The sequence below is a fragment of the Streptomyces sp. NPDC048185 genome (genome assembly GCF_043202495.1).
Classification (GTDB): Bacteria; Actinomycetota; Actinomycetes; order Streptomycetales; family Streptomycetaceae; genus Streptomyces.
The window spans coordinates 87,950-102,196 of the sequence record NZ_JBIDAN010000002.1 but is presented as its reverse complement, the minus strand read 5'-3'; the positions used below and the strand labels follow the sequence as shown (position 1 = coordinate 102,196).

10 protein-coding genes are annotated in these 14,247 nt (G+C 74.8%); 5 read left to right on the top strand and 5 right to left on the bottom strand.

The window, feature by feature from the left end:
• Positions 1-117: 117 nt before the first annotated feature.
• Positions 118-339 (bottom strand): hypothetical protein, encoded by a 222-nt coding sequence (locus ACGF3H_RS06370; RefSeq protein ID WP_393588595.1) that lies wholly within the window; start codon positions 337-339, stop codon positions 118-120.
• Positions 340-536: 197 nt separating this feature from the next.
• Between ACGF3H_RS06370 and ACGF3H_RS06365 the strand changes: the two genes are divergently transcribed.
• A complete protein-coding gene (locus ACGF3H_RS06365) occupies positions 537-2,810 on the top strand; it encodes an MMPL family transporter (protein ID WP_362500419.1) in 2,274 nt (757 codons plus the stop codon).
• On the opposite strand, the gene ACGF3H_RS06360 is transcribed toward ACGF3H_RS06365, so the two are convergent.
• Positions 2,782-3,891, bottom strand: coding sequence for a PP2C family protein-serine/threonine phosphatase (locus ACGF3H_RS06360; protein ID WP_362500418.1), 1,110 nt, complete (start codon positions 3,889-3,891; stop codon positions 2,782-2,784). The two genes, ACGF3H_RS06365 and ACGF3H_RS06360, sit on opposite strands and share 29 nt — an antisense overlap.
• Before the next feature lie 100 nt (positions 3,892-3,991).
• Entirely contained in the window at positions 3,992-5,746 is a 1,755-nt protein-coding gene (locus ACGF3H_RS06355) for a thiamine pyrophosphate-binding protein (protein ID WP_362500417.1), read from the bottom strand.
• 77 nt (positions 5,747-5,823) lie between these two features.
• On the opposite strand from ACGF3H_RS06355, the gene ACGF3H_RS06350 reads away from it, so the two are divergent.
• On the top strand, positions 5,824-6,225 hold the full coding sequence (locus tag ACGF3H_RS06350) for a cupin domain-containing protein (protein WP_362500416.1): 402 nt from the start codon (positions 5,824-5,826) through the stop codon (positions 6,223-6,225).
• A gap of 106 nt (positions 6,226-6,331) precedes the next feature.
• Here the strand turns inward: ACGF3H_RS06350 and ACGF3H_RS06345 are convergent, their stop codons facing one another.
• On the bottom strand, positions 6,332-6,766 hold the full coding sequence (locus ACGF3H_RS06345) for a hypothetical protein (RefSeq protein WP_362500415.1): 435 nt from the start codon (positions 6,764-6,766) through the stop codon (positions 6,332-6,334).
• 497 nt (positions 6,767-7,263) lie between these two features.
• Positions 7,264-8,148 (bottom strand): Gfo/Idh/MocA family oxidoreductase, encoded by an 885-nt coding sequence (locus tag ACGF3H_RS06340; protein WP_362500414.1) that lies wholly within the window; start codon positions 8,146-8,148, stop codon positions 7,264-7,266.
• A gap of 375 nt (positions 8,149-8,523) precedes the next feature.
• Between ACGF3H_RS06340 and ACGF3H_RS06335 the strand changes: the two genes are divergently transcribed.
• From ACGF3H_RS06335 to ACGF3H_RS06325, 3 genes are all read left to right on the top strand, one after another.
• Positions 8,524-9,435, top strand: coding sequence for a dienelactone hydrolase family protein (locus ACGF3H_RS06335; protein WP_362500413.1), 912 nt, complete (start codon positions 8,524-8,526; stop codon positions 9,433-9,435).
• Between the two features lie 266 nt (positions 9,436-9,701).
• Complete coding sequence (locus ACGF3H_RS06330) at positions 9,702-12,440, top strand: helix-turn-helix transcriptional regulator (RefSeq protein ID WP_362500412.1); 2,739 nt, start codon at positions 9,702-9,704, stop codon at positions 12,438-12,440.
• Between the two features lie 116 nt (positions 12,441-12,556).
• Positions 12,557-13,825: a helix-turn-helix domain-containing protein gene (locus ACGF3H_RS06325; protein WP_362500411.1), complete on the top strand. Its 1,269-nt coding sequence runs from the start codon at positions 12,557-12,559 to the stop codon at positions 13,823-13,825.
• Positions 13,826-14,247: the final 422 nt, after the last annotated feature.

Sequence of the window (14,247 nt, the reverse complement as noted above, 5' to 3'; positions counted from 1 at the left end):
TGGGGGCCGGGCAGGGGGGGTTGCCCGCGCGGCCGGGGGGGGGGGGCGCGGCGCGCCCCCCGCCCCCCCCGCGGGGGGGCCCCCCCGGGGCGGGGCGCCCCCCCCACGGCGGTTCGGTCAGGGCAGCAGCTTGTCGAGGGCGGCAGGGCCCTCCTCGGCCAGTTTGTTCCTGGCCCATTCGAGGTTCTTCGGGGTGAGGTCCCGGCCGGCCGCGAGGACGACGTCCTCGGGGGACACCTCCGTGCCGGTACGGATGTGGAGCCGGTCGTCGGGAGTGGCGCGGTCCTCGTTCGCGCCGACTTCGGACGACCGGGAGGCATCGGACTCTGACGTGGACATATGACTGCTCCTCGGTCCGGATCGCTGCTTCGGTGCCGGTGCTCTGCTACCGGTGCCGACTATCCCGATATCACCATTCAATGCCGGAGCTGCGCCCGCATCCGGAAGCGTCCGGTGCGCCTTGAGGTGCCGCACCGGGCGGCGCGACGTCTAATGGGGCGCATCGGACCATCCGCCCGGCAGAAAAGGGCATGCGCATGGCAGGCAGCCGTACCGGTGGCGGGAGACGAGGGGCCACGGGCAGAGCGGGCGTCCTGCGCCGGTGCGGACAGTGGTGCGCCCGGCACGGCGTCATCGTCGTCGTCGCCTGGCTCGTCGCCCTCGTGGCCCTCCACTTCGCGGACCGCTCCTTCGGCGGGGACTACTCGGACAACTTCACCCTGTCCTCGTCCCAGTCGCAGCAGGGCCTGGACGTCCTCGAGCGGCACGACCCCGCGGCCGGCGGCTACAGCGCCCAGATCGTCGTGCACGACGCCGACGAGCCGCTGACCTCGCTCGGCTCGCAGATGTCCACCACCGTGGCCGACCTGCAGAAGCTGCCGCACGTCCTGTCCGTACAGAACCCGCTCACCGCCCCTCCCGCCTCCGGCTCGTCGTCCGGACCGAACGTCGGCCCCCTGTCCTCGGACGGCCGTACGGCCTACCTCACGGTCCGCTTCGACATCCAGCCCTCCCAGCTCGGTGACGCCTACCTGCACGGGGTGGACGACTCCGTCCAGCCGCTGCGCGCCGCCGGCGCCGAGGTCGAGTACGGAGGACCGCTCGGGGAGCTGGCCCGGCCCGACGCCGACGACCGGGTGAGCGAGCTGATCGGCTTCGGTGTCGCCATCGTCGTCCTGCTGATCGGTTTCGGCAGTGTCATCGCCGCCGTCGCCCCGCTGGTGACCGCGCTGATCGCGGTGGTCGGCGGTCTGTCCTGCCTCGGCCTCCTCGCCGCGGCGTTCACCTTCGCCACCGTGTCACCGACCCTCGCCACCATGATCGGACTGGGCGTCGGCATCGACTACGCCCTGTTCCTGATCACCCGGCACCGGCAGAACCTCATGAACGGCGCCGACCCGGTGCGGGCGGCCGGACACGCCACCGCCACCAGCGGCCGCGCCGTACTCGTCTCCGGCTGCACCGTGATCGTGGCCCTGCTGGGTCTGTACGCCTCCGGCGTGTCCTTCATCGGCAAACTGGGCATCGCCGCCGCGGTGACGGTCGTCTCGGCCGTGCTCGGTGCCCTGACCCTGGTGCCCGCCCTGCTCGGCCTCGTCGGCCGGCACATCGACCGGCTCCGGGTGCGCCGCCCCGTCGCCGAGACCGACGCGGAGCCGGGCACCGAGCCGCACGGCACCTGGCACCGCTACGCCCAGCGGGTGGAACGACGGCCCTGGCACTTCCTCGCCGCGGGCGTGGCGGTGCTCGTGGTGCTCGCCGTCCCCCTGTTCTCCATCCAGCTGGGCCACATCGGGGACGGCGCCGACCCCACCTCGTTCACCGACCGGCGGGCGTACGACCTGATGACCGACGCGTTCGGCCCCGGCTCCAACGGACCGCTGACCGTCGTCGTCGACCAGAGCGGCGTACCCCAGGCACAGCGCTCGGACCTCGCTTCCAAGGTCACCGGGGATCTCGGCGACGTGCCCGGCACGGCCGTGGTCACGCCCGTGACGCCGACGCAGGACGGCGACGTCCTGCTCGCCACGGTCTACTCGAAGCAGTCCCCGCAGGACGCCGCCACCACCGGCCTCGCCAACCGCCTGGTCGACAGCACCCTGCCGGACGCGGTCGCCGGCACCGACGCCAAGGGCTACGTCACCGGCACCACCGCCGCCCAGGTGGACTTCCGCGACATCGTCGCGGAGCGGCTGCCGCTCATCATCGGCGTCGTGGTCGCCCTGGCCTTCCTGATCATCCTGGCCGTCTTCCGCGGCCTGCTGGTCGCCCTGAAGGCCGCCGTCCTCAACGTGCTGTCGATCGCCGCCTCCTACGGCGTCGTCGTCGTCGTCTTCCAGTGGGGCTGGGGCGGACCCGCGCTCGGGGTCAACGGCACCGTGCCCATCGAGAGCTACGTCCCGATGATGATGTTCGCCATCATCTTCGGGCTGAGCATGGACTACGAGATCTTCCTGCTCTCCCGCGTGCACGAGGCCTGGCTGCGCACCGGGGACGCGAAAGGGTCGGTGGCCCACGCGCTGGAGATCACCGCGCGGGTGATCACCTGCGCGGCCCTCATCATGGTGAGCGTCTTCGCCGCGTTCCTCATCAGCGACAACATCGTGGTCAAGATGCTCGGCCTCGGCCTGGCCGTCAGCGTGCTCATCGACGCCACCGTCGTACGCCTGCTCCTCGTACCCGCCGTGATGACCCTGCTGGGGAGCCACGCCTGGTGGACACCCCGGTGGCTCGACCGGATCCTGCCCCACATCGACGCCGAGGGCGAGCACGAACAGGACCTCAGCGCGCGGGCAGGGGCGAAGGGGTGAGGACGAGCATCGTGACGTCGTCGTCCACGTCCGGGCAGAAGCCCACGAGATCCGCCCAGACACGTTCGGCGAGCGCGGCGGCCTCCCCGCCCGCCAGACCGGGCAGCCGGTCGGCCAGCGGATAGAACGCACCGCTGCCGTCCCTGGCCTCGACCACCCCGTCGGACGCGAGGAAGAGCCGGTCACCGGGGCGCAGCGGGACCGTGCACGCCTCGATCGTGCCGGCGTCCGCCAGCCCCAGCCCGAGCGGTGTCCACGGTGTGACCTCCACCTCCGTGGCTTTCGTGCCGCGCAGCAGCAGGGGCGGCGGGTTGCCGCAGACGACGACGCGGACCTCCCGGGCGTCGGCGGAGAACTCCAGCAGCGCGGCCGTCGCGAACAGCTCGGCGTGCCGGGCGTCCGCCGAGTCCACCAGCAGCCTGCGGTCGAGCCGGGCGGCGACCGACACCAGGTCGGGCTGGTCGAGCACCGCCTCCCGGAACGCCCCCAGCAGCGAGGCGACCGTCGCGACCGCCGCCAGTCCATGCCCCTGCACGTCGCCCATCACCGCCCGGATGCCGAACGGGCCGTCCCGCACGTCGAAGAAGTCGCCCCCCACCAGCGTCCCGCGCTGCGCCGCCCGGTACAGCCCGGTACAGACCACCGCGCCGACCCGCTCGGGCAGCGGGGGCGCGACGGCACGCTGCGCGGCCTCGGCGACCGTGCGCTCCAGATCGAGCTGCGCGTCGCGGCGGCTGCGCACGAAGGACACGAAGACGCTGAGAACGGAGACGAAGACGACGGTCAGCAGGTCGGTGTTGCCCGGCCGGTCGAGCTGGAAGGCCGGGATGTTCAGCAGCGCGACCACCGCGCCGCCCAGCACGGCGGTCGCCAGCGGGCTGTACGACAGCACCGCCAGCGGCGGGATGGCACCGAGCAGGAAGCCGACGTCGAGCGGGTCGTGACTGACCAGCGTCGCCGCACAGATCGCCACGACCAGGGCGACCGGCAGCGCCCGTACCCAGCGGGGCGGCGGCGCCCCCCGCAGCCAGCCGCGCCGGTCCTCACCCCGGCGCGGCAGCACGGCGGACACCTTTCGCACACCACCACGCTCCTACGGCCCGCCGCACGCCGCACGCCGGGCAGACCCCGACGGCCCACGCAGGCACTCCCGCGGAACCGCACGGTGTCCCCGGCGTCCTTCAGGCACCGTCCCGCAGCGCGGCGATCCTGCCCTTCAGAGCCCAGGGAACCTCCGACGGGTCGACGCGCACGTCGATCACCGTCGGGCGGTCCGCGGCGGCCAGGGCAGCCGTCAACGCTTCCTCGAACTCGGGGAGGGTACGGGCCACGACGCCGTGGGCGCCGAGACCGCGGCCGATCGTGGCCGCGTCCATCGGGGTGCGGAACATCGCCCCGTGGGAGTGGCCGAACACGCCGTCCTGAACGTTGCGGACCATGGCGTTGCCGCCGTTGTTCAGGACGACCCAGATCACCGCCAGCCGCTCCTCGGCAGCCGTGTGGGTCTCCATCCCGCTCATCGCGTACGCCGCGTCGCCGGTGAGCGCCACGACGGGGCTGCCGTCGCGGGCGAGCGCCCCGCCGACGGCGGCGCCCGCGCTGTACCCCATGGAACCGACGTTCAGCGAGACATGGACGGCCCCGGGAGGCCGACTGACGTACCACCGGCCCATCCAGCTCAGACAGTTGCCGTTGTCGACGAAGAGCAGGGTCTCGGCGGGCAGTGTCCTGCTCATCGACGCGACGACCGCCGAGGCAGGCAGACCGCCTTCTCCTGCGGCCGGTTCGCCCGGCTCCGGCCGCCCCGACGGCTCCTCCGGCCGATGACCGGCCCGCGGGGCGTCGGCGCCCAGCTCCTCCAGCACGGCGTCCAGGGCGGCCGCGGCGTCGCCGACCACCTCCACGTCGGCCGGGAAGCCCGCGTCCATGCGCAGCGGGTCGATGTCGACCCGGCACACGCGCCGGCCGTCGGTCAGCCCGGTCTGCCAGTTGCCGGTGGACAGTTCCCCCAGCGCGCTGCCCAGCACGAGAAGCGTGTCCACCTCAGGGTTCAGGACGACTTCGTGCGCGCGGGGAGAGCCGGCGAAGCCGAAGACACCCGCGGACAGCGGGTGAGTCTCCGGGAAGACGCTCTTGCCTTTGATCGTGGTCGCCACGGGCCAGCCCAGCGATTCGGCCAACCGGACCAGCGGCGTCGTGGCGCGCGCCAGCTTGGCCCCTTGGCCGGCCAGGACCACCCCGTTTCCCGCTGCCCGCAGCAGGTCCGCCATCTGCCGGACGGAACTCCGGGCCGGCTCCGTCGCCGAAGGCGAGCGCAGGCGTTCCAGGGCGCGGACGCAGCTTTCCGCTCCGGTCGACACCGCCTTCGACAGGAAGTCGGTCGGTACAGAGAGGTGCACGGCGCCGGGCCGCCCCGCCCGCGCGGTGCGCATCGCGTGGGCGAGCAGCCTGGGGGTCTGGTCGGGGTGGTGCAGGAGGGCCGAGAGTTTGGTGGCCGAGCGGAAGGCGGAGACGGTGTCGACGGACCAGTTCCCGCCGCTGCTGTCCTGCAGGCTACCCCGTCCGGCCAGCGACGATTCGGTCTGCGCCGAGATGACCAGCATGGGCACTCCGTCGCTGGTCGCACTCGCCGCGGCAGTCAGGGCGTGGAGGGCGCCGGGTCCCGCGGTGGTGCACACCACGCCCGGGCAGCCGGTCGCCTGCGCGGTCCCCTCGGCCATGAAACCGGCACCTTCCTCGTGCCTGGCCAGCACCATGCGTATGCCCGGAAGGCGGTCCACAGCCTCGTACAGGGGCAGGAGGGGGCCTCCGGGGACGCCGAAGACATGGCGCACACCGAGTGTGCGAAGTCCGCGCACGAGCAACTCGGCCACCGTGAACGGCTGTGGTGCCTCGTCGTGGGGTCTGCTCGGCGTCCTGCGGTGATGACGTGTCATGTGAGGGAACCTCCTTTACCGTAGGGAGTCGGAGTACGTCCTGCGGCCGCACCATGTGGCGCCGGAAGGAGCCGAGAATGGAGAACGACTCTCCCCTTCTGCCTCCTGACCGCGATGAGCCCGAGCCGGTCACGCTCGACCTCATACATGCCGCCGTGGCCGGTTCTCTTCGTGGCATCCCCCTCGACGCCACGCACGTCACCGTCAGCCGAACCGTCGTGCCACCGGGTGGGAGCACCGGTTGGCACTACCACGTGGGTCCCGTTCTCGTGGTCGTCGCCGAAGGCACCCTCACCCACACGTTCGCCGACGGGAGCACCGACACGGTCGGTGCGGGCTCCTGTTTCGTCGAGCCGCGGGGCCCGGAGCAGGCCCACGTGGGTGTGAACGCGGCGCAGGTTCCGCTCGTTCTGCACGCGGTCTATTTCCTGCCCGACGCGACGTCCCCGCTGGCCGTACCGGTCCCGGCGCCTCACTGAGATCCGCCGGGCAGGAGTTCGTCGAGGACGTCGGCCAGCAGCGCACTGTCCTGCGCGGCTCGTCCGAGGGCGACGCCGTCCCACGGGGCCTGTCCGCGTTCCACGGTCACACGATGGTCAACGTGCTCAGGCCGTCCAGGTGGGTCAGGCCGGTGGTGGTCAGGCACGGTGCGGGACGGGAGAGGTCCGGGACGATGGCGACGGTGACGTTCACCAGGTGGCCCGCGTAGCGGCCGGTCTGAACCGTCCCGGCCGACGTGTAGACCTGCGTGGCGCCGGCCGCGCTGATGTCGATGCCGGTGACCTGCACGGTGGACTGCTGACTTGTGCCGTTGGCGAGTCGCCAGACCAGTGTGGCCGTCGCGTTGCTGGGGAAGGTCACGCACGTCGCATTCGGGACCGTACTGCCCTCCTGGTAAGTGACGGAGGTGACACCGTCGTTGACCGCGCACGAGCCGTAGGAACCCGTTGAGGTGTAGGTGACCGTCTGCGGTACGAGCTCCTTCAGCCCCGGGCTGTACGTGGTGACCTGGCTGCCCACACACGTGATGGGCGGCGCAGCCGAAGCCGCGGTGGCCCACAGCGGACAGGAAAGCAGAGCCGCCGACAGGGCGACGCATGTGCTTCTGCGAGTACGGCGTTCCATGGTGCCCTTCCTTCCTCGGGGGGGTGCGGTCGGCGCAGCGACCGTCGGGCGGCGTCGAGTACGGTCGAGGAGGGGAACACGTACACCGGACCGCGCGCTCCACAGTGTGCTCCGCGCCTTCGGACCCCACTTTCCGCACGGTGTGATTGAGGCGGAACCAGGGTGGCCGCGGCGCACGCGGGGGGCACGAGTGACCCGCTCGGGCAACGGCTGAGCCCCGGGATGGGCACGAGGCCGGAGAGGCGGGCCCGCAACGACCGGATACCGCCGTGCCCGGAGACCGGTGCCCCTAAGATGGCGAGTTTGTGTGTGACCGCTGTTCCGGCGCGGAGCGACACGAGGTAGCGTCCGCGCTCACGCCCCGCGCGCTGAGGAGGCCTCCCCGGCCGGACTCAGCGTCCACCGCCCAGGAGCGCCTCGGCCCCGGCGAGGATCTCGGTGACCCGGAGGGCGAACACGGCGTCGCACGGATGCGGGCGTCCGGTGCCGACGGCGGTCAGGAGGGCGTCCACGGCCCTCCGCAGGGCGGGCACCGGACCCTCCGGGCTCTCCGGCATCAGTGCCACCCCGGTACCGCCCCGCAACTCCACCGCGGCGCCCGCCGCGGCGGGCGGTGCCGTCAGGCTGAGCGTGAGCGTGCTGGTCGTCCCGCCGGCGTGGTCGAGGACCAGATGGACGGTGTCGCCGGGACCGGGCACGGCCGCCGCCACCTGCCGTACGTCCCCCAGCACCGGCAGCAGGACGGACAGGGCGTGCGGACCCACGTCCCACAGGGCGCCCTTCTCCCGGCGCCACGGCGAGCGCGCGAACGGGCTGTCGCCGCCGAACACCGCACCGAGCCACTGCGCGCGCGCCGTGAACCACTCGCCCGCCCCGGCCTGTTCGGCGATCCACGCCTCGGTCTCGGGCTGGAACCTGGTCGTGAAGAAGACCACGGAGGCGACCCGGGTCTCCCGCACCGCCTCGACCACCGCCCGCCCCTGCGCCACCGTCGTCGCGAGCGGCTTGTCCAGCAGCAGATGGCGCCCGGCCCGCGCCGCCCGCACCGCGAGGTCGGCCTGCACGGCGGGCGGCAGCGCCACGGCGACGGCCTCCACGTCGTCCAACAGGGCGTCGACGTCGTCGTAGGCGCGCGTGCCGTGGCGTGCCGCCAGTTCCTTGGCGGCCTGGGGGCGGCGCCCCCACACGCCCACGAAGTCCACCTCGCCGTGCCCGGCCAGGGCCGGCGCGTGCGCCATGTCCGCCCAGGGCCCGGTGCCCAGCAGTCCGATACGCATGCCGCCGCCTCTCCGAGGTGCCCGACCCGACGCCGGCCGGCGCACCACATCGCCCGGCCGGCCCCGAGCGTGACACACGAAGAGGGTGCCCGCGCAAGCCCTGGGCCGAGGATCACCGACGCGCCCGCCCCGGCGGCACCCCCAGGAACCCGCACCGGTGAGCACACCGCTCCGGAAACCGGCCCCAGGCACCCGCCCGCGTTCCACGAGACCGGTGATTCTGCCGATCCCCGCCACCGCCACGCCCGTCGACAGTGGCACCGCCAGCTCAACGGCGAGGCCCGTCCGGCGGACGGCCCGGGACGCGACCCCACGTGCCCCGGTCCGCGCGACCACCGGCCGGGCGGCTCGCCACGACAGAGAGGACGACTCGTCGTGCAGTCGAACCCCCACACCCACGCCGCTCCGCGCGCCACGCGCCGGCGGCTGGCCGGTCTCACGGCGGCCCTGTCCGCCGTCGTCGCGCTCAGCACCCTCACCGGCCCGGGCGCCCACGCCGCCGACAACCCGTACGAGCGCGGCCCGGCGCCCACCACCTCCAGCATCGAGGCCCTGCGCGGCCCCTACGCCGTGTCGGACACGAGCGTTTCCTCACTCGCCGTCACCGGCTTCGGCGGCGGCACGATCCATTACCCGACCAGCACCAGCGACGGCACGTTCGGCGCCGTCGTGATCGCGCCCGGCTTCACCGCGTACGAGTCCTCCATCGCCTGGCTCGGGCCGCGCCTGGCATCGCAGGGCTTCGTCGTCTTCACCATCGACACCCTCACCACGCTGGACCAGCCCGACTCCCGGGGACGGCAGTTGCTCGCCGCCCTGGACTACCTCACCGAGCGCAGCTCCGTGCGGAGCCGGATCGACAGCAGCCGGCTCGGCGTCATGGGCCACTCGATGGGCGGCGGCGGCACGCTCGAGGCCGCCAAGTCCCGGCCCTCCCTGCAGGCCGCCATCCCCCTCACCCCCTGGAACCTCGACAAGAGCTGGCCCGAGGTCACCACCCCGACCCTGATCGTCGGAGCCGACGGCGACACCGTCGCCCCGGTCGCCTCCCACTCCGAGCCCTTCTACTCCAGCCTGCCCTCCACCACGGACCGCGCGTACCTGGAGCTGAACGGCGCGACCCACTTCTCGCCGAACACGTCCAACACGACGATCGCGAAGTACAGCATTTCCTGGCTCAAGCGGTTCATCGACAACGACACACGTTACGAGCAGTTCCTGTGCCCGCTGCCGAGGCCCAGCCTGACCATCGAGGAGTACCGGGGCAACTGCCCGCACGGCTCCTGACCCTCCACGGCACGGTCCGGTGGCGGTCGCGCGTACGGCGCGGCCGCCACCCGCGCGCTGTGCCGCCACCCGCGCGCTGTGCCGCCACCCGCGCGCTGTGCCGCCGCACGCCCCGGGGCCGCGCGCCCTGGGCAGCCGCACAGCCCTGTCCCGCGCGGACCGGGAGGAAAGCGCTGGTGGGGCCGTCGGTACCTGGCCGATCCGGTGCGCGACGGGCGTGGACCGGTGGCTTCCGCCTCTGGTTACGCGCGCGTAACCTCCCGGGAATGACCGGAGAGACGACCGTACCCACGGCCGTGCGGATCCACGGCCGCGGCGCGCAACGGCGCGCGGTGGGAGCGCTGTTGGACGGCCTGCGGACCCGCGGCGGCCCCCTGGTGGTGACCGGTGAACCAGGGCTCGGCCGCTCCACCCTCCTCCAGTGGGCCGCCGGGTCCTTCACGGCCGGTCCCGTGCTGTGGCTCGACGACGCCCGGCCGGACCGGCACCCGGCGGTGCCGGCAGAGGAACTGCTCGCGGCTTGGCGGGCGGCGGCCGGCGACGGCCCGCTGCTCGTGTGCGTGGACGACGCGCATCTGTGGGACCCGCCCGCCCGGGCCGCCCTGGGCCGAGCGGCGGAGTGCCTGCACCCGGCGGCCCGGACCGGCCTGCTGCTGTCCGTGGCCGGACACCGGGCCGTCGACCCGGAGTACGCCCACCTGCCCGCCGTACGCCTGGACCCGCTGACGCCGCCGCAGGCCGACGCCCTGCTGGACGACGCGACCGACGGCACCGCCGACCCGGCCGTGCGCGCGCACCTGCTGGCCGAGGCGGAGGGCAACCCGGCCCTGCTGCTCGCCCTGGCCCGCCGGCTGTCACCCGCCGAACTGCGCGGACACCGGCCGCTGCCCAGCCCGCTGGCCGACGCCGGCACCCTCGGGTCCGTGGCGGGCGGGGCCCTGTCCGGGCTGTCGCCGGAGGTACGGGACCTGCTGCTGACGGTGGCGGCGGCCGCCCGGGCGTCGGACGGCCCGGACGTCGACGCGGCCCTCGTCCTGGACGCCGCACGGCGGCTGCGGCCGGCCACCGCGCCCGCGCGGGTCAGGGAGCGGCCGCCCGCACTCCTCGCGCTCGCCGAGGGCCGGTTCCGTTTCCGCAGCCCACTGGTCGGCCGCACCGTCCTCGCCACCGCCGCACCGGACCGGCGTCGAGCGGCCCACCGCGCGCTGGCCGCCGTCCTGGAGGCCGCCGGGCAGCGGCTTCCGGCGCTGCTCCACCACGCCTGGTCCCTGGCCGGTGCCGGTCCCGCACCGGCACTCGCGGACCGGCTCGCGGCCCGGGCGGCCGACGCGACGACCGCGCCGTACCGGCTGCGCGCGACGGCGTACGCCCGCGCCGCCGAGCTGTCGGCCGACGGCCCGGACCGGGCGGAGCGGTACACGGCCGCGGCCGAGCAGGAGCTGCTCGCCGGCCGGCCGGACCGCGCGCGCCCGCTGCTCGCCACGGCCCGGGGCTGTGCCGCCCCCGCCGTGGTGCGGGGGCGCGCCGAGCTGGTGCGGGGCCTGACGGAACTGCGCGACGGTCCCGTCGACGACGCGCACCAGTCCCTGCTGCTGGCCGCGTCCCTGCTCGCCGCCGAGGCCCCCGGCCAGGCCGCGGCCGCCGCCCTGGCCGCCGCCGACGCGGCGTGGACGGCCGGCGACCTGACGACCTGCCTGGCGGCCCTCGGTCCGGAACCACCCCTGCCCGGCCGGCGCCCCGGCGCCTCGCGCGCCGGCCGGCCGGTCCCGCCCCCCGACCCGGTGCGCGACCACCGCGTCGGCATGCGGGCACTGCTCGAAGGACGGCTGGACCGCGCGGCCGGACCGCTCGGGCACGTCGTGGAACGCGCCGGTACCGAGGAGCGTCCCGAGGGCCTGCTGCGCGCGGCGGCGGCGGCGCTGCTGCTGGGCGAGGTGGACGCCGCCCGCCGGGCCGGGGCGCGGGCCCTCGCCGCCGCCCGGCACCTCGGGTCGGACACGCTGGTCCCGCAGGCACTGGAGTACCTCGCCTACGCCGAACTGCGCGCCGGCCGGCACCCGCAGGCCCGCGCCCACGCGGAGGAGGGCCTGCGCACCGCGCTGCGGGCCGGGCAGCGCAACACCGCCGCCCACCACCGCGCGGTACTGGCCCTGGCCGCGTCGATCGAGGACGAGCCGGACGTCGTCGCCCGGCACGTGGCGGCCGCGCTGGCCACCGCCCGCCGGCACGGACTGGCCCAGGCGGCCACCCTGGCGGAGTGGGCGGCGGCCCGCGCCGACCTCGGGCGCGGCCGGCCCTTCAACGCCGCCGACCGGCTCGGTCTCCTGGTCCTGCCCGGGCCCCGGCGCGGGCACTTCGCGGTGTGGCGGCTCGCGGTGCCCTGCTTCGTGGAGGCCGCCGTCCTCGCCGGCCGGCACGAGGACGCCCGGACGCTGTTGACGGACTTCGCCGGCTGGGCGGCCTTCGGCGCCGACCCGCAGGCCGCCGCCCAACTGTCCCGCTGCCACGCCCTGCTGGCACCGCCGGACGACGCCGACGCGCTGTACCTTCGTGCGCTCGCCCGGCACGACGAGGCGGGCGGCGACTTCGAACGGGCCCGCACCGCCCTGCTGTACGGCAAGTGGCTGCGCCGGCGGCGCCGGCCGCGCGAGGCCCGCGACCGCCTCGGCAGCGCGCTGGCCGGGTTCGAACGGTGCGGCGCCGGTGTCTGGGCCGAGCAGGCGCGCGGCGAACTGCGGGCCCTCGGAGCCGCCTCGCGCGGCCCCGCCCCGGCCGGCACGCTCACCGGACTGACCCCGCAGCAACTGCGCATCGCCCGGCACGTCGCCGAGGGCGCCACCAACCGGGAGGTGGCGCTGACCCTCGCGGTGAGCATCCGCACCGTCGACTACCACCTCCGCAAGGTCTTCGCGGTCCTCGGCGTACGGTCCCGGCTGGAGCTGGCGCGCGTGGTCGAACAGGCGGAACAGGGGGAACGGGCCGAAAAGACCGGTGCACAGCTCTAGGGACCGACCAGACGGTATGCCATCCTTCGGGGCAGGACGAGTCAGGGGGCAGGCCGGGCGCGGGCGGACGGCCCGTGACGGGTCTCCTCCGTGAGCCCTGCCTGGGGAGGACCGCGATGCAACACGCCGTACGGTCACGAGCAGCGATCCGCACCGCCGGACTGACGCCCGTTCCGCGCCCGCGGACACCGGGCGTCACCTCGCTCATGGACGCCGACGCCCTGCGGGTCCTGCACCGGGCGGCGCGTGGGCTGCTCGACGACCTGCCGGGACTGACCGACCGGCTGGTGGCACTGCTGCGGGAGCTGGAGCCGGCGTACCGCGCCGCCCTGGCGAAGGACCCCACCGCGACCTGGCAGGAGGCGCACCGCTCGCTGCGGCACAGCGTCACCTCTCTGCTGGACCCGCGGGGCGCCCGGGACGCCGCCCGCCGCTGCTCCTGGCGGATCGGCACCACCCGCGCCGAACAGGGACTGCCGCTGGACGCCCTGCTGCACGCCTTCCGCCTCGGCGGCTCCCTGGTGTGGCAGCGGCTGGTCGAGGAGACCTCCCGCACCGCGCCCGAGGACGTCCGGCTGCTGGTGCACGTGGCCGCCGACGTGTGGAACTTCGTCGACGAGCACTGCACCCTCGTCGCGGACGCCTACCGGCAGACCGAGTGGCAGCTGAGCCGGCGCCGGGAGAACCGGGCCCGGCTGCTGGCGGCCGGGCTCCTCGACGGCACCAGCCGCATCGCGGACCTGCCCGAGGCCGCGCAGGCGCTGGACCTGCCGGAGCAGGGCCGGTACGTCGTCGTCGCCGTCGCCGGCGGCCACCCCGCGCGCTCCGCCGCCGCCCGTGCGGCCGTGGTGCCGGACGGGACGCGCGTCCACTGGCACACCGGGGGAGAGGTGGACTACGGCATCGTGCTGCTCGGTGCCGGGGACGACGAACTGCCGGTGCCGGGCGGCACCGTCCCCGGCCTGCGGATCGGCGTCGGCAGCCCCGTCGAGGGACTGGCCGCCGTCGGCGAGGCGCGCGGGCTCGCCGACACAGCGCTCGGCGTCTGCCCCGAGGACGGCGGTACCGTCCGGCTGGCCGACCACCTCCCCGCCGCGCTGGTCGTGGCCGGTCCCGAGCTCGGCCGGGCCCTCGCCGACAGGGTGCTCGGCCCGCTGCTGCGGCTGGAACCGGCCGACCGGGACGTGCTGCTGGACACCCTGACGACGTGGCTCGACTGCGACGGTTCGGCGCAGCGGGCCGGCGAACGCCTCTACTGCCACCGCAACACCGTCCTCAACCGGCTGCGCCGCTGCGAACAGCTCACCGGCCGCTCCCTGGCCCGCCCGGCCGACCTCGTGGAGATCACCCTGTCCCTGACAGCCCACCGAGTCCTCCCCACCTGACCCGGCACCGAGCCACCCCAGCTGACAGGACCTCAGTGGCCTGGCTGCGGGCAGTCGTGCCTCCCCCAGTGCCTGAACGGCCTGGGAGGTATCCCCGGGGCGGCACGGGTGGGCGGTGGGGGTCCCCCGCTCGAGCGAAGCCGAGAGTGGGGGGAGGCACCCCGGCAGCGCCGGGCCACGCCACCCACCCCCGCCCGCCCCACCCACGCCGGTCACCCCGCCCGGACCGGACCACGCGACCCACCCCCGCCCGCCACTCACGCCCGTCACCCCCCACCCCGCAAAACGCACCCCCGCCCCGCCCGCCCCCCACTGGGTGGGCATCCGCACAGACTCCCCGCCCCCCGACTGGGACGCCGCAGCGACCCACCCCGCGGCCCCTGTACGCGTCCCGCCCCCCGTGCTGTGGTGAGCGCCCCTTC